Below are 18,679 nucleotides of genomic sequence, written 5' to 3' on the forward strand. Positions count from 1 at the left end.
ATTTTAACTTTGCTCTGTATTTTCTGGTGTTGATTCAGTTGTAGTTTGACTTTGACTAACTTGTTTAATTACAGTAATATTGAATCTTTTTGAATAACGATATTTTTCTTGTTTTTGTTGTTCAGGGATCTCGGCGGGCGCTGGGGCTGCTGGCGTAGGGGAAGCTGGAGTTGCTGGAGGCGCCGCAGGAGCCGGTGCGGCGGCTGGGGCAGGGGTTGGAGTTTCTGAAGCTAAAACTTGTTTTGCTTCAACAGCTTCACCTTCGGTTGATTCACTATTTGGTTGTTGTCCAGTTTCGCCTTGATCTGAAGTGCTTTCATTATTTTCTTGTCCTTGATCGGTTTGGGTTTGATCTGAACTTGTTTCATCATTTTTTTCTTTTTGATCTGTTTTTTGTTCAGCGGTAAGTTTTTCTAGATAAGATTCTGGAATTCCAACTTGAATTGTGATAAGTTTTTTATTTGGATTCTTTAAAATATCATCCTTAATTTCGATGTTAATTTTTAATTTAGGAGTATCTTTTTCTGTTGAAGTAAATAAACTAGTAAAACTTTTGTTAAGAATTTGGCTAATTTCTGCACCAAATTTTGGTAATTTTTTTGTAAGTTCGTCTTGTTCTTGTTCAGTCTCAACAGGGGTTTGAGTTTCGCCACCATTTTCTGTTGTCACGGCTTCTTCAGTTTGTTGTTCTTCAACAGCTTCTTGAGTTTCTTGCTCAGTTTCCGCTTCTTGAACTTGTTGTTCAACCTCAGCTTGTTCACCTTGAGCTTGTTGAACTTCTTCTTCAGCTTGAACTTCTTGCTCAGTTTGCTGAGTTTCTTGAGTTCCCTCAGCATCACTAAACGGTTTTACAAGTACTTTTGGTTCTAAAATTTGTGAGGAAAGACTAGAAACCAAAGCTGTTTGAACCGTTGTACCACCACCTGTCCCGGTTGTTGTCGCACTATTTGCGCCAGTTAATTTATTAAAATCTTCCTCACTTAGGTGAATTGTTTGGTAAGAAACAGGAATTGCATCAATTATTTGGTCGAGTTTTTTAGTAATTTCGTTAATTTTTGCAGTTTTTTCGTCAATTGTTTTGAGTATTAGTGTGGTTTTTGGACTTTCAAAAAGTGGAGCACTAATTTTTCCAGATTCATCTTTTATTCCTAATTTGTAATAATAGTTAATTGCTTTATAATTTTTTGAAGCATCTTGACTTTGGCCAGAAGAAGGGTTTTGTTTTTTAATTTCCTCGAGTTCGCTTAGTGAAATTTCATCGTTTGGTTCAAAAATAATTTCTGAATCTAGAAGGGCAATTTCTGACCAATTTTGATAATTATTTAGAAGACCTGCTTTGAAATAAAAGGCACTAATTACATCTGCTAAAGTTTCAAAATTAGCGATATTTTCGTCAATTTTTTCAAATTTTGCAATTTCGTCACTATTTAGGGCAAAAAGGTTTAGACTTGTTAATGATTCAAGAATTTTTCCATCATCTTTTAAAGTTAAAATTTTGCTTTTAACATCTTTAGGTAAAAATAATGTTGATAAAAATCCTGAACTTTCAAGGTTGGTATATTGATTGTTAAAACTAAATTTGTTAAAATTGCTTGAATTAAGTCTAACTTGTCTTGCGCTTTCAAAAATTTTATTTCAATCAAAATTATAATCTTTATCAAGGTCAACAAAATTAAAAATTAAACCTGATGTTTTTAAAAAATCAACAAATGCTTGAACTACAATTCTAGGATTTTGTTTTGCTAAAAATGAATAAAAAGCACCAGTTTCATTAGCATTTTGTAAAAACTGAGTGGAATTTAATGAAATTGTGCCGGTTTTTTGCGCCTGTAGTGAAGTATCCCTTACAAAACTATTTGCATAGTCAAATGGGAAAATTAATGTTCCAGTTCAAGCTTTAATTAGACTTTCGTGATCTGAAAAATTATAATTATAACCGCTTAGACTTTGAAGATGACGACTTAATTTTTCAAAGTCATTATCTTGAATTAGTTGATCAATTTCTTTTTTACTATAAGGATTATTAGAATCTAGTAAAAAGTATTTGTATTTTGGTTGTTTTTTGGTCTGAGTATTACCTTCAGCTTGGGTAGTAGATTCGGTTTGGGCTGTTGTGTCTGTTGGTGTGGTTGTTTCAGTTGTGTCACTTGCTGTAGGTGTTGTAGCAGTTGTAGATTCAGTGGAAACACCTTCTTGTACAGCAACTTGTTCTGGCTTTGATTCTTCGGTTTTTTCGCTATCCTTAACTTCAGGGAGCTCTTGTTTATCCTTAGCAGCATCATCTTTTTTGAACATTTTTAAATCAAAATTTGGATTTAAAAAAAGAAAATAGCGCCCATCGTCAATTTTTTGGTCACTATTTTCATCAATAATGCTAAAGTTTTCTAGGTTAAGAACGCCTAATTTTTCTTCAACTATTTCCGATGATTCATTACCATAAAATTTCTCAGAAATTTGAATTTTATAAGGTAATTTTAAGTCAAATTTACTGTCATTTTTAGAAATTTCAACATTAAAAGGATCAAAAACTAAATTAACACCCTCATTAGGTAATTTATTTGATGAATTTTTTAATCCAATATTCAAAGGTTTTTCTAAAACTTGATTGATTATTTGAACGATTTCTTTATTTATTTTTTCGTTTTTTATGTCAAAGTTCGATAAGGTGAATTTTGTCTGTAATAAATTTAGAAAATCTAGAACACTAATATTGACTAATTTTTTCGATGAAATATTTGATAACTCAATGCTTTCTATTAAAGATTTTGAAGTTGTAAATAATGATTTTCCTTCATTGTCAACAATTCTAACTGGTTCAATTCAACTTTTAACTTCAGGAAAATCAAGTAGTTTTTGAGCTTCTAAACTAAATTCAGCTTTTAAAAATAAATTTAAAAAACCACTACCATCAACAAAGGCATATTCATTTGTTAACTGATTTTTTTCAAACGAAAAATTAAAGATTTTATTATTAGAATCAGGAATTAAATTTTCCTCACTATTATATAGATCAAACAAAATATGCTTGATTTGCGGTAATAATTTACTTATTTTATTTTCAAGCTCCTTTGAAGTACGAGCTAAATTGAAAAAACTTGATATATCCTCAGCTCGACTTAGAAAAATGTTGTCCTTTAAATTCGCTTGGGTATTTTCCAAATCAGTTGAGAATTGTTTGGTTGAGTTTTTATCTTTTAGACTAGAAAATTTAGTCTGAAAAAGTTTAATAATTTTTTGTAATTTAGAGCTAAAATTTGAACGTAAAAACTGTGATTTTTGCAAAAAACTAATTTCCTGAGAATAAATATCTGAGTATACAAAACTTTGGTCAGGCAACTTTTGTTTAACTTGATATTTAATTTCAAAACTTCGACTATTATCATTTGCTGTAATATCAACAAATTTTAAGTGTGGTTTATGAAGATCAACTTCATCAGTAAGATCAATTTTCTGGTTTAGATCATTTATTTTTTGAAAAACATCAACAAGACGACTAAGATTAAGGTCATTTTGTTTGTTTCCATTTTCATCAAAAATTATGTTTTTTATACTATAATAATCATCATTAGCAGATAAATCACCTAATTTAAATGAGACTAAGTTAATTTTTTTGGCAAAATTTTGAACATTTTCACGCGGATTACCCGAATAAGAAATCCGAGTAGTTAAAACGGCGGTAGCCGTGAAAACCCCAATTCCAAAAAGACTAACTACTATTCCCGTTTTTGACAAAATATTTTTTCTCAAAACATTAAATAGTGATTTTTGTTTAGGTTTACTCATAATTATATAATTATACTCTAAAGTAAAATTAAATTGCCTATTAATTTAAAAAATTAAGCCCAATTTTTGGATTCAAATCATGATACAAAATTTGCTGGCCGTAAATTTTCTAATTTTTTAAAATAAAAAAGCATCCAATAATCAATGTAGCCAAATAAAGTCTTAAAAACCACTCAATTCAATTTTTTTATGCGATTTTGCAAGTGGAATTGATTAATATTTAAAGCAAAAATTTTGAAAATAAAATATTACTTATCAAAAAAATAAGTTCATTTATTCATCGCTATGACAAATTAAAACTTCAGAGTTGCCTATCATATAAATGACCAAGTTTTTATATCAGCTAAATTATTTCTCAGCTCTTAAAAAAATAAATAGGCAGAAAAAATTCAGGCAACTTTTGCAAATAAACAAAATTTTTCTAGCAAAATATTTATTTTTGAATAACCAAAAATAAAAAAGCTAAAAATTTAAGAAAGAGTTTAAAATTTTAGCTTCGAAGTTTTTCGCCATCGAAAAGATCAGCAAACATTTTCTCATCATCACGAGCTTTCTCGCTATATTCACCGCGAAAATCTGTTTTTGCAATCTCATCAAAAAAGTTATTTTTGTCTCTAGAAATTAAAGAAAAATCAAAATGCTCTTCTAAAATCAATTTCTTTTGTTGTTGGGTATATAAATCTGAATTCTCTATAAAATCATCAAAATAGTTAAATTCATGAGTTGTGTCTTCTTGATATTTTTTAATTGCATCACGATATAAAATTAGTTCTTCCATAGATGAATCAATTACATTTTTATTTAAATAATTTGATTTTGGTGGAGAAGCAAAAACAAACTGCGGATCTTGGTTATTTCGTAGAAAAATTTCTTGTTCAAGTTTGACTAATTTTTCCTTAAAATAATATTTTAAAATTTTATATTTGCCTTGATAAATATCATCATATAAATTTGAATGGCCAAGTCAGTAGTAAATTTTTTGCCCGTCAACATACAATAAAATGAAATTTTTTAAGGAAATTGGCGAAATTCAGCCAGTGTTGGTGCTATAAGCGGAACGATAATACGGTTTAAATCAAAAAACTGGCTTTTTTGAGTCAAATTGTTCAATTATTTCATCAAAAAGTCCATATTCTTGCCCACCAAAGTAAAAAATTTGGAAATTTTCTGGTTTTAGTTTAGCTCAACTTGGTAAAATAAAATAATCAGGTTCATCAACGTCAACATTCTCAGTGGGAAAATAATATCTGGGACCAAATAAAATTTGCAACAAATAGATAAATTCAATTTTATTTGTTCATTTATTCAAATTATCATAGTAAAATTGACCTTTTTTACCGAAAAGGTCGATGCAAAATTTTCGATATTCAGGACCGAATTTATCAAATCAACTAAGAATAAATTTATCCCGGTTTTCAATGTTTAAATCGAGTTTTTTAATCCCGTATTTTTCAAATTTTTTAAGCAAATTTTCATAAGTTTCAAAAGTAAATACATTTTGAATTGGTTGAATTTGGGTTTTTTTGCCAAAATTATAATTCTCTTTTAACAACGAATTATAGATATTTTCTACATTTTGTCCTAAATATGGTTTGTTTGTATCTACAAATTTTGAATTATATTCGTATCTTTTTGATAAAAAATCAAAGATTTTTTCCCGATAATTTCATAAATTTTTTGGTTTTGCATAAGGAACACCTTCTTTGATTTCCTTAATTATCAGATTTTCAATTTTTTTTAGTTCATCTTTTGATTTGAACATTTTTTGAAAAACCGCAGGAAAGGAAATTGAAAATTCACATTTTTCTTTGTCACCAAAATTTTCAAAAGCGACGATTAGTACTCTAAAATCTTTAGTCTCATAGGGAGTGTCCGAAAAATAGGGTTCTCATTTACATTCATCACTTAGATTTTCTTTTTTTCGACAATAATCTTTATCAGTTCATCTACGCGACAAACACCTAATTTCATCGTAAAAATCAAAGTCTTTTAATTTTTTTAAAAAAAGACTGTTTTTGGAATATCTTCTAGTCTTAAATTATAAACATAATCATCACGTTTGTAATCTAAACCAATAATAGTTTCAATTGGATTGTCTACAACAGCGCAAAAATCCATGACATAGACTCATCGAAAGTGTGGAATTCGTCGATATTTTTCATAGGGATCACAGGGTAAATCATTATCATCGGAAAATATTTGTTCAACTGAGCAATAAGTTTGAAAATCAATTTGTAAATATTTTAGTTTTTTTAATTGTTTTCTTGTTTTAGACATCAAATCTAATTGGTTTTTCATATAAAAATCCACCTTTTCAACATTTAACATTTTTATTATTAGTATACTGATTTATAAAAAAGAAGGTTTTTCAACCCAAGTTTGATTTTGAAATTCTCTAAAGTCAACAACATGAACTTTAAATTTTAGTTTTGGTACACCCTTTTCAAAATAGAGCTCAGCTTTCTTGTTAATAAATTCAAGTGAATAACTATTTAAAATTAGCTGACAATATTGATTAATTTGAATTTCAATATCATCTGATTAGGAGGGGATGAATTAGCGCTTGTTTTGTTTAGATATGTTTGGGATTTTTTAATATTCGCATTAATAACAAGCGAATTTTCTTGGTTTTTGGTTGAAAAAATTTTGGCTAAATCATCAAAATTTAGCGGTTTTTTTGGATTTAATAAATCTAAATAACGGGCTGTGAGTTTAAAATCTAAATAACTTTTTGTACTTTGAAAATGTAAAAGTATGCTAAAAACACTTAGACTTAATAATGAAAAAGTAATAATATTAACAATGAACTTAAAAAGTTTCAGTTTTTTATTCATGTTTTCTCCCTTTTTATATACTATATTCAAATTCTTTACTCATTAAAATTATAGCATACACCAAAACTTTTTAGGGAAAATTTCATTAAAAATTCAGCGTCTTAAAAAAATTGATAAAAATTCAAGCAATTTTTGCAAATAAACAAAATTTTTCTAACAAAATTTTTCTAACAAAATTTTTATTTTTGAATAAACAAAAATAAAAAACCTAAAAATTTTAAAAAAAGAATTTAAAATTTTTAGTCTCGAAGTTTTTCGCCGTCGAAAAGATCAGCGAACATTTTCTCATCATCAAGAGCTTTCTCGCTATAATCACCGCGAAAATCTGTTTTTGAAATTTCTTCAAAATAGTAATTTTCGTCTCTAGAATTTCAAGAAAAATCAAAGTGTCTTTCTAAAATCAATTTCTTTTCTTGTTGGCTATATAAATCCGAATTTTCTATAAAATCATCAAAATACTTAAATTGATGAGTTGTTTCTTCATGAAATTTTTTAATTGCATCACGATATAAAATTAGTTCTTTCATAGAAGATTCAATTACATTTTTATTTAAATAATTTGATTTTGGTAGAGAAGCAAAAACAAACTGCGGATCTTGGTTATTTCGCAGAAAAATATCTTGCTCAAGTTTGACTAATTTTTGTTTGAAATAATATTTTAAAATTTCATATTTACCTTGATAAATATCATCATATAAATTTGAATGGCCAATTCAGTAATAAATTTTTTGACCGTCGACGTACAATAGAATAAAATTTTTTAAGGAAATGGGCGAAATTCAACCAGTGTTGGTACTATAAGCAGAACGATAATACGGTTTAAATCAAAAAACTGGCTTTTTTGAGTCAAATTGGGAAATTATTTCATCAAAAAGTCCGTATTCTTGGTCGCCAAAGTAAAAAATTTGGAAATTTTCTAGTTTAAGTTTGGCTCAACTTGGTAAAATAAAATAATCAGGTTCAGCAAGGTCAACATTCTCAGTGTTAAAATGATATCTAGGACCAAATAAAATTTGCAACAAATAGATAAATTCGATTTTATTTGTTCATTTATTCAAATTATCATAATAAAATTGACCATTTTTACCAAAAAGGTTGATGCAATATTTTCGATATTCAGTACCGAATTTATCAAATCAACTAAGAATAAATTTATCCCGGTTTTCAATGTTTAAATCAAGCTTTTTAATCCCGTATTTTTCAAATTTTTTAAGCAAATTTTCATAAGTTTCAAAAGTAAATACATTTTGAATGGGGTTAATTTTGGTTTTTTTACTAAAATTATAATTCTCTTTTAATAACAAATTGTATATATTTTCTACTTTTTTGCCTAAATATGCTTTATTTATATCTAGAAACTTTGAATTATATTCATATCTATTCGATAAAAAATCAAAGATTTTTTCGCGATAATTTCATAAATTTTTTGGTTTTGCATAAGGAACGCTTTCTTTGATTTCCTTAATTATCAAATTTTCAATTTTTTTTAGTTCATCTTTTGATTTGAACATTTTTTGAAAAACTGCAGGAAAGGAAATTGAAAATTCACATTTTTCTGTGTCACCAAAATTTTCAAAAGCGACGATTAGTACTCTAAAATCTTTAGTCTCATAGGGACTGTCCGAAAAATAGGGTTCTCATTTGCATTTATCACTTAGATTTTCTTTTTTTTGACAATAATCTTTATCAGTTCATCTACGTGACAAACACCTAATTTCATCATAAAAATCAAAGTCTTTCAGTTTTTTCAAAAAGAAGACTGTTTTTGGGATATCTTCTAGTCTTAAATTATAAACATAATCATCACGTTTGTAATCTAAGCCAATAATAGTTTCAATTGGATTGTCTACAACCGCGCAAGAATCCATGACATAAACTCATAAAAAGTCTGGAATTGTTCGATATTCATTATTACAATCATTGTGAAAATCTTCATCAGAAAATATCCGTTCAATTAAGCAATGACTTTTAATATCAATTTCTAAATATTTTAGTTCTTTTAATTGTTTTTTTGCTTTAGACTTCAAATCTAATTGGACTTCCATATAAAAAATGTACCTTTTCTACATTTAACATTTTATCCCTATCTACACGTTTCTTTTTAAGTCTTACTCTTCTTACATGATAACTTGGGAAAAAAACTTTTGTATATGATTTTGGATTAGATTGTTTATCAGGAATCTCAAAAGCGTTTTTAGGATCGGTTCAATCAATAGAATCATGAGCAAGTCCGCTCCCGGTAACAAAAGGGCCTTTAGTAAAACTGGGATCTTTATTTAAATTATTATTTGGATCAATTGACCATCTATTTCCCACTATCAAATTTGCTGTATCTCTTGTTTTTTCAGCCAAATTTCACATAACTCATCGATTATTCGAATAAAAATCAATAGGGGACTTTAATTTTTCCTCCATATTTTTACGGTCTCATTCATTTTTATTGATTTCAGCTTTTACTGAACTAGGCGGGAAAGTATCAATAACAATTTAAGTTAATTTTGACTGCATTGTCAAATTTGAAACGGCTCAAAGTCAAGCTGCAGTTTCTGGAATTGCTTGTTCACTAATAACAAAATATGATTTTAAGCCTTCAGTGTGAAAATTAAAAAATCAAGCTGGATGAATTCCAGTGTATTGTCTTAATTTTGTCTCATCTTTTACAACAGAAAGTCTTAAAATCTTTATATTTGCCATTGCTTTAATTCTAGACTTACTTTTTCCTTTTGTCAATTTATCTAAATCAACTTCAATTGAGTCAGTATCTCTTCAAACAATAGGGCTATCATCAGCTGGCGCACTGTAACTTCCACTGCGTTCAAATCATCTACCTACACCATCAACAACACTTGGAAAAGTTTCCACAGCTACCGCAGCAGCAGTGGAAACTGCTACTGCGGTAATGGCAGCTGCGACAGCATTTGAAATAAATGGAATAAAAGGTAAAAGGAAAAAGAAGGTTTTTTCAACCCGAGTTTGATTCTGAAGCTCTCTAAAGTCAAAAACATAGCCTTCTAATTTTAGTTTTGGAACACCTTCTTCAAAATAGAGTTCAGCTTTTTTGTTAACAAATTCAAGTGAAGCACTATTTAAAATTACCTCACCTTCTTGATTAATTTGAATTTCGATATCATCTAGATTAGGAGAGTCTGAATTAGTACTTGTTTTGTTTAGTCGTGTTTGGGCTTTTTTAATATTTGCATTGATGACAAGCGAATTTTGTTGGTTTTTGGTTGAAACAATTTGCACTAAATCATCAAAATTTACCGGTTTTTTTGAATTTGATAAATCTATATCACGAGTTTCAAGTTTAAAGTCTGAATAGCTTTTTGTATTTTGAAAGTGTCAAAGCGGCCCAAAAACACTTAGTGTCAGTGAAGTGAAAGCGAGAATATTAGTGAGAAACTTAAAAAGTTTCAATTTTTTCTTCATTTTTTCTCCTAATTAATAAAATTCTTAATTTAAAATTATAACATGTCTTTAAGAATTTTTCTGAAAATTTCATTTAAAAATATTGCGTTTAAAAAGAATAAATTAATACAAATTAGCGCGCTAATTTTAGGAGCCTCTAAGAAGATGTGTTAAAATGAAACAATACAGATTCGCAGTTGAAGACAAATTTAAGAACATTAAAATTGGCAAATCTAAAGGTTAAAAATCGCAATTTTGTATTTTTAGGAAGGATTTAGACAAATTTATAAAAAAGAAAAATGCAAAATTGACACAAAGAGTCAATTTTGCATGTACACGAAACAATTTAATAAGAAATTGCCAAAAAAGTTTGATAAATCTATGAAAAATAAATCTCTGCTAACTCAAAAAAGAAATAGAAAATTAAGGGTCTAAGTTAGTATATTAATTTCAGGCACATTCAAAAAAAGATGTGTCAAAATGAAACAATACAAATTCACAATTGAAGACAAATTTAAATACATCAAAATTGCCGAATCTAAAGGATTGAAAAACGCAATTTTGCAATTTGCAGAAGAATTTAGAGAAATTTATAAAAGCAAATCAAAAAGTAAAAAAGCACATAAAGAATGAATGTTGCATATATATGCTAATAATTTGATAAGAAATTGACAAAAAAAGTTTTATAATAATGATATGAAAAGTTTGATAAGTGTTCGTGGGAAAATCAAATCACCGCGTAAACCAAAAAGGAAATATACAATTAACGATCTTTCTGAAAACGATCGTGAAATTTATCAAGAAATAATGGAGAATGTTCTTAGAAGATACGGGGTTGACCCCGCAATTGTTCTTGAGGAGCTCAAAAAGCGAAAGCAAGAACAAGAAAAAGATAAAAACAAAATCGAAAATTCCACTAGAATTTGTAGTGTTTTCAATATTAATCGCAGTTCGATTTATGAGAAAATAAGGGTAAAAAAACCACCAAAGAAAATGATTTATGATGAAAAATTACTTGAGTGAATTCGTGAAAATTTCATTTTAAATTGAAAAGTTAAAGGGCGCGACGTCCTATATAATATTTACAAAAATCAGGGAAATTATGTATCCACGTACGTGTTTCAAAAACACTACGAATTTTTAGGATTAAAATCACTAGCTTATAAAAGGCAAGGAAAAACAGCGCCAAAAGAGAAAAAGTTTACGCGAATTTGGACTGAAGATCATATCAAAGGTGAATTTAGCTCAGAAAATTTTGGTGAAAAATGGTTTGCTGATATTAAATTTATCAAAATTAACAACGAATGATTTTACCTACACTCAATTATTGAAACAAAATCCAATTACCTGCTAAATTTTTCAATTTCTAAAACTAGATTTTCAGAAGAAACTATAAACTTAGTAAAAGAAACGATCAAAAAGTATAATATTAAACCAAAATTTTTCCATTCAGATCATGGTGTGGAATATGCGAACTACAAATTTGCTAATTTTTTAAAGCAAAATGGTATCCAACAATCAATGTCACCAAAAGGAAATGCCCTTGCAAACCGCCCTATTGAATATTTTTACGCAGTTTTTCAACGCGAATTGCTTAATATTGAGGGCCAAAATTTTGAAAATGTGGCTACCGCTTATCAAAAAATAAGTTCATTTATTGATTGGTATAACAATGAAAGGCCTCAAAGTTGCTTATCATATAAAAGTCCAAGCTCTTATATAAGGTAAATTATTTGTCCAAAATTTTTAAAATGAACATGCTAGAAAAAATTAACAAAAGTGGTGCAATCAAAATCATAGGTAAAAAACTAATTGTCTGAGATTTTTCTACTAATTTAGAAAATTAAGGGTCTTTCTGAAAAATGATAGTGGAATTTATCAAGAAAAATGGAAAATGTTCTTAGAAGGACGAGGTTGATGCTCAATTATTTGTGTCTGAATTTGTTTAGTAATTTGTTATTTAAAAAAGATTTTTTTGATTAGTTGTTTAAAACTGTTAAAATATGGTCAATTTTAAGCTGATCTGTTGATGAAAATCAAAAATCAGCTTGATTAAATTCACTAAATTGATCCAAAGAAACAACAACTGATCTCATTTTTGCGCTTTTTATTGATAAAAACCCTGAAAGAGAATCCTCAAAGCCAATGCAATTTTCGGGATTTAGAGACAATCCTTCTGAAGCCAATAGAAAAATATCCGGCGCTGGCTTAGGTTTTTTGATTTTCTTAGGATCAGCAATATAGTCAAAAAAAGCAATAATTCCAAGTTTTTCTAAAATTAAAGGGGCATTAAGACTACTTGAGGCTAGTGCAATTTTCAATTTTTTACTTTTTGCCTTTGTTAATAAATCTAATATTCCTGGCAAGAGATGGTCTTTATTTAGATTTTCAAGTAATTCTAAGTAAATTTCATTTTTTTTAAAACAGACATCATCAATTTTTTGTTCATCTCAGGTCAGTTTTTTTAGTTCTAAAATTGCTTTTAGCGTTTCTTTTCTTGAGAGTCCTTTTAATTGGGCATTTTCAGACTCACAAAAGTCAATATTTTCTGCTAAAAGTGATTGTTTTCAGGCTAAAAAATGTAATTGGGCAGTGTCTGTTATTATTCCATCCAGATCAAATATCAGTCCTTTAATTTTCATGGTTTATTGCAAAAAAATGCACGCTTTCTATAAGTTCTTCTTGATTATTTATTCAAATTTTTACAGGTTTTTTATTAAAATTTTCAACCCTAAAAGTTGAGTGATCAATTCTTACTTGTAAATTTGCACCTTGAAAACTAAAGTTATAAATTAATGAATTTCACTGTTTTGGTAAATTAGGTTTTAAATGAATTTTATGGTCAAAATAAGTTAGACCACCAAAGCCAAAAACAACCATTTGCCAAATTGCAGCAAGCGATCCGGCATGAATTCCAGCATCAGAACTTTTCATGTTTTGGCCTAAATCAATGTTAATTCCGTATTTAAAAAGTTGATAAGCTTTGTCAATTTTGTTAAGTCTTATTGCTTCAATTGCATAAGTTGCCGCCGAAAGTGAAGAGTCATGTGTTGTAATTTCCTCATAAAAATCAAAGTTTTTTGCTCTAACTTCTTCAGAATAGCACTCAGGAAAAAGGTATAAAAGTAAAACAACATCAGCTTGTTTAACTAGTTGGGATGCAAGAATTTTTTGTCCTTTTACAAGTGAAAAAAGTTTTTTTCCTGCATCACCAAGCATTTTAAATTCGCTAATATCGTTTCGTTCTAGCTCTAAAAAGCTGTCATTTTCGGCGATAATTAGCTCTGAATTTTGCTTTTGTTGGACTAAATTTTGAGCAACATTTTTGATTTTTTCAAAATCAATTTTATAAGGAATTTTTCTAAGAACCTCAGCAAATACTGGAGTATTTTTTATTTTTTCAAAATAAAAAAGTGCTAAATCAAGGTTATATTTTGCCATTGCGTTAATATAGGCTGAATTGTTAATATTTCCTTTGTATTCATTTGGACCCATTACATCATTAATTTCAAATTTTCCGTTAATGTTTTTCTCAGCCCGATTAGTGTAAAATCAAGCAGTATCAAAAATTATTTCATAGCCGTATTTTTCCATGAAATCTTGATCCAAAGTAACAACAAAATATTGTTGAATTGCATATGCAATATCAGCTGAGACATGTATTTCTTGACGGGCAGAGGCAATTGGGACTTGTTTTCCAGAAATTATATCAACTTGACCTCAAATTGGACAAACCTCACCATCTTTAGGCAGGGCCATCTCTCAGGGAAATTGGGCTCCTTCAAGGTTAGATTCTTGAGGTCTAAGTTTAACAGAAGCAGCTTTTTTTCGGGCAGCCTCTAAGCCTTTATAACGATAAATTAATAAATTTCTGACAACATTAGGTTCAACAAAAAGATAATTAGGATTAATAAAAAATTCTGAATCTCAATAAGTATGACCTTGATATCCTTCGCCAGTTAAACCTTTGGCTCCTGCGTTAATTTCGGTCGAATTTTTGCGAAAAAGTCCATTTAGATGATAAAGTCCAAAATCAAGTCCAAGCTGGTCAAATTGGGAATTTGAGTCAATTTTGACAAGAAATTTTTGTCATAAATTTTTGTCTAAGGCTTGGCTTGATTCTAAAAAAGACTCATGAAAATCGGCGTTTAGTAAAGTTTTTAGTGTTAAATTTGCTTGTTTTTCAAGCTCTAAATCTTCAATTAAATTTTCTGAATCATCAATGGAAGTATGAACTGACATTAATTTTATCAGACTTATTTTTGTTCCTTTTTTGAATTTTCCTTTGATTCGAAACAGTATTAGTCGTCTTGAGGCATCAACTTGAAAATTGTCATCTCCAGGTTTTATTCTTTGACCATTGACTTCAAAGTGGCAAACTAAATTGTGAATAACTAACAAATTTGAGCTAGTTGAACGTTGTTTTAACTGCAGAGCGTTTTCAAAAGGGCGAAATTTTTCACCTTCGGCAAAATGTTGAGTTCCTGTGTTTGTGTTTTGGGCATTAATTTGCGGGCGAAATTCAATTTGAACATATTCATTTTCAGGACTAACTTCAAGAATTTCAACATCAATTTTTTGGGCATAAAAATTGAGGTTCTGATGTGAGACAAAACGAAAAGTGTCGATTTTTATAGTGTTTTTTTGGCGAGTAAGTCTAACAAAGCGCGATAGTGATCCATTTTTTATATCAAAAACTTTTTGATATTGGTCCTCAGAATCAAGAATTAAGGGTTGTTCATTTATAAAAATTGGGGTTGTAATTGAGTCAGCTAAATTACAAATTTCCGGAACTTCATGTTCAACATCTTTGTTAAAAACTCCACTTACAAAAAATCCTGGTTTATTATAATAATCAGGTTCTTCATCACTGCTTCTCAGACCTAAATATCCATTTGTTAAGGCAAAAATTGATTCAGTTTTTCCTGTAAATCTTCGGTCAAAGCCATTTTGAATAACTAGTTTTTTTAAATTATCATACGCTAAAAATTGATTAGTTTTCATTTTATTCCTTAATTAAAATTGACTCAAATGGGCGTAAAAAATCCTCAGGTTTTTTGAGATCTTGATATGAAGAAAGCAGCGGTTTTTGCTGAATTTTTTCGGCAAAAGGTAATTCTTTTTTTGTTAAATTTAAGTAAAAAATTAATTTTTCACCTTTAAATTCACGGCTAATTTTACAAATTCCGTCTTTAGTTATTTCTAATTTTGCTTTTGCATCAACAAGCAAATCTTTTAAGTCATTTTTATAAAGAAAAATTAATTTTTTATAAAAATTTAAAATTGAATTTTTGTCTAAAGTTTGACTCTCAACATTCATTCGCGGGTCATCAAGGCTTGTGTTAATTCAGGCTTTTTGGCTTGAAAATCCGTTGTTTTTATCTAAATTTCAGCGCAAAGGACCTCTTCCTGAATCGCGACTGTTAATATTTGCATAAATTAACATTTCTGATTCAGAATAAATTTTTTCTCTGTCAACAAGTGAAGCAAAAGCATTTTTCATATCAATGTCAACAAAATCTTGTCTATTTTCAAAGTAAGAATTTGTCATTCCAATTTCTTCACCGTAGTAAATTATCGGAATTCCACGCATTGAAAAAAGTAAAAGAGCTAGTGATTTTGCTGATTCTTTTCAAAAAAATGGATAGTCTCCTCAACGAGAAATTGCCCTGGAAGTATCATGATTTGAAAGAAAATTGCTCATTAAACTCGGACTAATTTCATCATTGTGTTGAAAAGGGATTTGGGCGTTAATAAAATCTTGATAGTCTCAATTTGCATTAAATCCGTTTCTTCCAGTTTTGTTTGACCAGCCGATTCATCATCATGAAAAGTTAAAAAAATTGTTAGCCAAAGGTGATTTTCCAGCCCCGTATTTTATTAATTCTTCAACAGTTATTCCGCTAGCTTCGCCAAAAGTGTAGGCATCGGGCTTATTTTTAAAGGCAAGTTCGTTAAATTTTTCAAGATATTCTTGGGCACCTTTGCATCAGGAAAAATACGGATTTTGTTCAACATTTTCAAAATTTTTAGCAACATGTTTGATCGCATCAAGACGAAAACCGCGAACTCCAAGGTCATACCAAAAATTAATAATGTCAACAAAAGCGGCTTGTGTATCTGGGTGGGCTCAATTTAAATCAACTTGGTCAGTGCTAAAAAGGTGAAAATAATATTTTTGAACGTCTGGCTGTCATTCTCAGGCTGAACCGCCAAAAATTGAAATTGCTTTTTGTTCTTCAGGGCTTAATTTTTCTCTTCAAATAAAATAATTATGCTCTTTGTTTTCAGGCCATTCAATTGCCTTTTGAAACCAGGAATGCTGACTTGAGACATGATTTAAAACCACATCAATTATTATATCTATATTTAACTCACGGGCTTTTTTTGTCAGTTTAGCAAAGTCATTAAGACTACCAAATTTAGACCAAATTGACTTATAATCAAGAACATCATAACCGGCATCAACAAAATTAGTCTCATAAAATGGGGTTAATCAAATTGCGTCAATTCCTAAATCACTAAGATATTCAAGTTTATTGTAAATTCCAAGAATATCGCCATTTCCGTCATTATTTGCATCATAAAATGATCTGACAAAAATTTGGTATACTACTTTATCTTTTAAATTTGTTTTCATTTTAGTAAAAATTAATCCTTTTTGTTAGCAAAATAGACTGATGAGGTTGAATTAAATTGTTAATATTATTCAATTTTGAATTAAAAAGTATCTCAAAGTCATCAAAATTATACTCATACTGATTATTTGAAAAATTGTGAATAATTTTAACACTCTGACCTTCTAAGTCAATTTGATAAATAATTAATCCTTTGTTTTTGTCAACAGTTTCAAAATTTAGACAATCTTTAATTTGCTGATTAGATTTTAGTCTAAAAAACTTGGTTTTTTGCCGAAATTCATTAATTTTGGCAAAAAAATTAAAAATTTGTTCTTCAATTTGCTTAATTTTTAAAATATCAAATTTTAAACCGTTAGTAAAATCTGTTGTCTTATAAGAATTAAAATCAAAAAAATCAGCATTTAAAAACTCAAAAGGTGGATTTTTTTGATTTAAATTTGGATGGCAAGCTTGATAAGTTGCTCCAGAAAAATCACAAACTTTTGAAAAGCAAAACTCACTTCCGGAACTAAAAAGCACTTTTCCTTGGACAAAAGAAACTAACATCAAGGCTTGTCGGTAAGTTTCAATAAATTGTTTTTTTGTGATTTTTGGAGATGATGACAAAATTTTATCTGCCAAAGTCGGCCCATCATGACAAGTTAAATATGACAAATTTAGACTAATTTCATTAGCAAAAAGATCATAGCGTTTTTTAGAATGGTAAAAATCTTTAAAATCATAATCAGCAATATTTCCTGGAATTGAAGACACATAAGCGCCGAATTTTACAGCATTTTTTGATAAAATAAGACCTTTATCTGTTGGTTCATCACTGCCACGAACTGCGTTTCGAATTGTGTCATTAAAATATCCAAAATTAAAATTATTGCCTTCTTTTCCTTTTGTTAGTCTTTTAGAAAAAGGTAAATCACTAAAATCCCAAGCTTCTCCGTATAATAAAATGTTAGGATTAATTTTTCTTAGCTCTGTATCGATAATTTGAAGTGATTTTTTATCTAAAAATGAAGCTAAGTCAAAGCGAAATCCATCAACTTTATAATATTTAACAAAAAAAATGAGTGAGTCTAAAATTAGCCTAAAAGCCATCGGTTTTTGGGAGTCTAAGGGCGCAAAACCAACTGGAAAAATTTCAGCATTTTCACGATAAAAATGACCTGGGGCAACATTGTCAAAAACTGAATTTTCAAAAGTGTGATTATAAACAACATCAAGAATTATTCCAATGTTGTTTTTGTGAGCTTGATCAACAAAATTACGGAATTCAACAATTTTTGCATAAGGGTCTTGTGGATTTGTTGAATAACTGGAATTAAGTGAAAAAAAACCAATTGGGTCATAACCCCAATTATAAACACTATAATGACCTTTTCCGTCGCCTTGGTGGAGAATAGGAACATTTTTTTGGGCAAAAGTATAGCAAGAATGGAGTGGAAGTAATTGTAAAAAGTTTAAATTCAGCTTATTTAAATAAGAAAAAATACCATTATCAATTGCTCCAATAAAAGTTCCAGGATATTGGACTTTTTTTGAAAGCGAACTAAAATCACGAACATGGAGCTCGTAAATCTGGGCATCAATTTTGGGATCAGCTTCAAATAAGTTAATATCTGAAGGCATTTGGCCAGCTTTTTCTGAAAAAATATCAATTAAAAAGGCTTTAGGAGTTTCATTTTTAGTTCAATCAAAAGGAGCAAGGCTGAATGCATATGGATCAAGGGCGAAAGTTGCTGTCGAATTAGGGTGTTCAACCTTCAAATTATATGAATATGATTCAAAATTTTTGCTAATTTTGCAAAACCAGGCTCCTTTTGTTTTTTTCATTTTTATTGTTTTAAAAGGGGTTGAATCTTCAAAGTGTTTATAAATTAAAAATTGAACTGAAATTGCATCAGGAGATCAAAAATAAAAATGAAACTTTTCATCTTTCAAAAACAAGCCAAGCGGTCCTAGGTATATTTTTCCGCGCGAATGTTTGCGAATTAGACTTTTTTCATAGTCAAAAAGCATGTT

General features: G+C 29.0%; 10 protein-coding genes and 1 pseudogene. 1 reads left to right on the top strand and 10 read right to left on the bottom strand.

Features of this window, described 5'->3' with window-relative positions; translation table 4 throughout:
• Positions 1–3 precede the first annotated feature (3 nt).
• The 6 genes and pseudogenes from U3G01_RS01970 to U3G01_RS01995 form a co-directional block, all read right to left on the bottom strand.
• Positions 4–3,783 carry a P97 family adhesin gene (locus U3G01_RS01970; protein ID WP_255031302.1) on the bottom strand — a complete coding sequence of 1,260 codons (3,780 nt, stop codon included), beginning with the start codon at positions 3,781–3,783 and terminating at the stop codon, positions 4–6.
• Between the two features lie 490 nt (positions 3,784–4,273).
• A pseudogene (locus U3G01_RS01975) lies at positions 4,274–6,081 on the bottom strand (hypothetical protein).
• Positions 6,082–6,281: 200 nt separating this feature from the next.
• Complete coding sequence (locus tag U3G01_RS01980) at positions 6,282–6,617, bottom strand: hypothetical protein (RefSeq protein ID WP_255031304.1); 336 nt, start codon at positions 6,615–6,617, stop codon at positions 6,282–6,284.
• 239 nt (positions 6,618–6,856) lie between these two features.
• The gene (locus tag U3G01_RS01985) at positions 6,857–8,662 is read right to left on the bottom strand and encodes a hypothetical protein (RefSeq protein WP_326564866.1); all 1,806 of its coding nucleotides are present in this window, start codon (positions 8,660–8,662) and stop codon (positions 6,857–6,859) included.
• A complete protein-coding gene (locus U3G01_RS01990; protein WP_326564867.1) occupies positions 8,634–9,032 on the bottom strand; it encodes a hypothetical protein in 399 nt (132 codons plus the stop codon). The genes U3G01_RS01985 and U3G01_RS01990 overlap by 29 nt, the downstream gene beginning before the upstream one ends.
• Positions 9,033–9,104: 72 nt before the next feature.
• The gene (locus tag U3G01_RS01995) at positions 9,105–10,046 is read right to left on the bottom strand and encodes a hypothetical protein (protein WP_255031335.1); all 942 of its coding nucleotides are present in this window, start codon (positions 10,044–10,046) and stop codon (positions 9,105–9,107) included.
• Positions 10,047–10,505: 459 nt separating this feature from the next.
• On the opposite strand from U3G01_RS01995, the gene U3G01_RS02000 reads away from it, so the two are divergent.
• Positions 10,506–11,753 carry an IS3 family transposase gene (locus U3G01_RS02000; protein ID WP_255031337.1) on the top strand — a complete coding sequence of 416 codons (1,248 nt, stop codon included), beginning with the start codon at positions 10,506–10,508 and terminating at the stop codon, positions 11,751–11,753.
• Positions 11,754–12,004: 251 nt separating this feature from the next.
• On the opposite strand, the gene pgmB is transcribed toward U3G01_RS02000, so the two are convergent.
• The 4 genes from pgmB to U3G01_RS02020 are packed head-to-tail and all read right to left on the bottom strand — an operon-like array spanning position 12,005 to position 18,676.
• A complete protein-coding gene (gene pgmB, locus U3G01_RS02005) occupies positions 12,005–12,667 on the bottom strand; it encodes a beta-phosphoglucomutase (protein ID WP_255031217.1) in 663 nt (220 codons plus the stop codon).
• Positions 12,657–15,029 carry a glycosyl hydrolase family 65 protein gene (locus U3G01_RS02010; protein WP_255031215.1) on the bottom strand — a complete coding sequence of 791 codons (2,373 nt, stop codon included), beginning with the start codon at positions 15,027–15,029 and terminating at the stop codon, positions 12,657–12,659. The genes pgmB and U3G01_RS02010 overlap by 11 nt, the downstream gene beginning before the upstream one ends.
• A gap of 1 nt (position 15,030) precedes the next feature.
• The gene (locus tag U3G01_RS02015; protein ID WP_255031213.1) at positions 15,031–16,665 is read right to left on the bottom strand and encodes an alpha-amylase family glycosyl hydrolase; all 1,635 of its coding nucleotides are present in this window, start codon (positions 16,663–16,665) and stop codon (positions 15,031–15,033) included.
• A gap of 1 nt (position 16,666) precedes the next feature.
• Positions 16,667–18,676: an alpha-amylase family glycosyl hydrolase gene (locus U3G01_RS02020; RefSeq protein ID WP_255031211.1), complete on the bottom strand. Its 2,010-nt coding sequence runs from the start codon at positions 18,674–18,676 to the stop codon at positions 16,667–16,669.
• Between the last annotated feature and the right edge of the window lie 3 nt (positions 18,677–18,679).

This window comes from Mesomycoplasma ovipneumoniae, assembly GCF_035918255.1.
Taxonomy (GTDB): Bacteria; Bacillota_I; Bacilli_A; order Mycoplasmatales; family Metamycoplasmataceae; genus Mesomycoplasma; species Mesomycoplasma ovipneumoniae_A.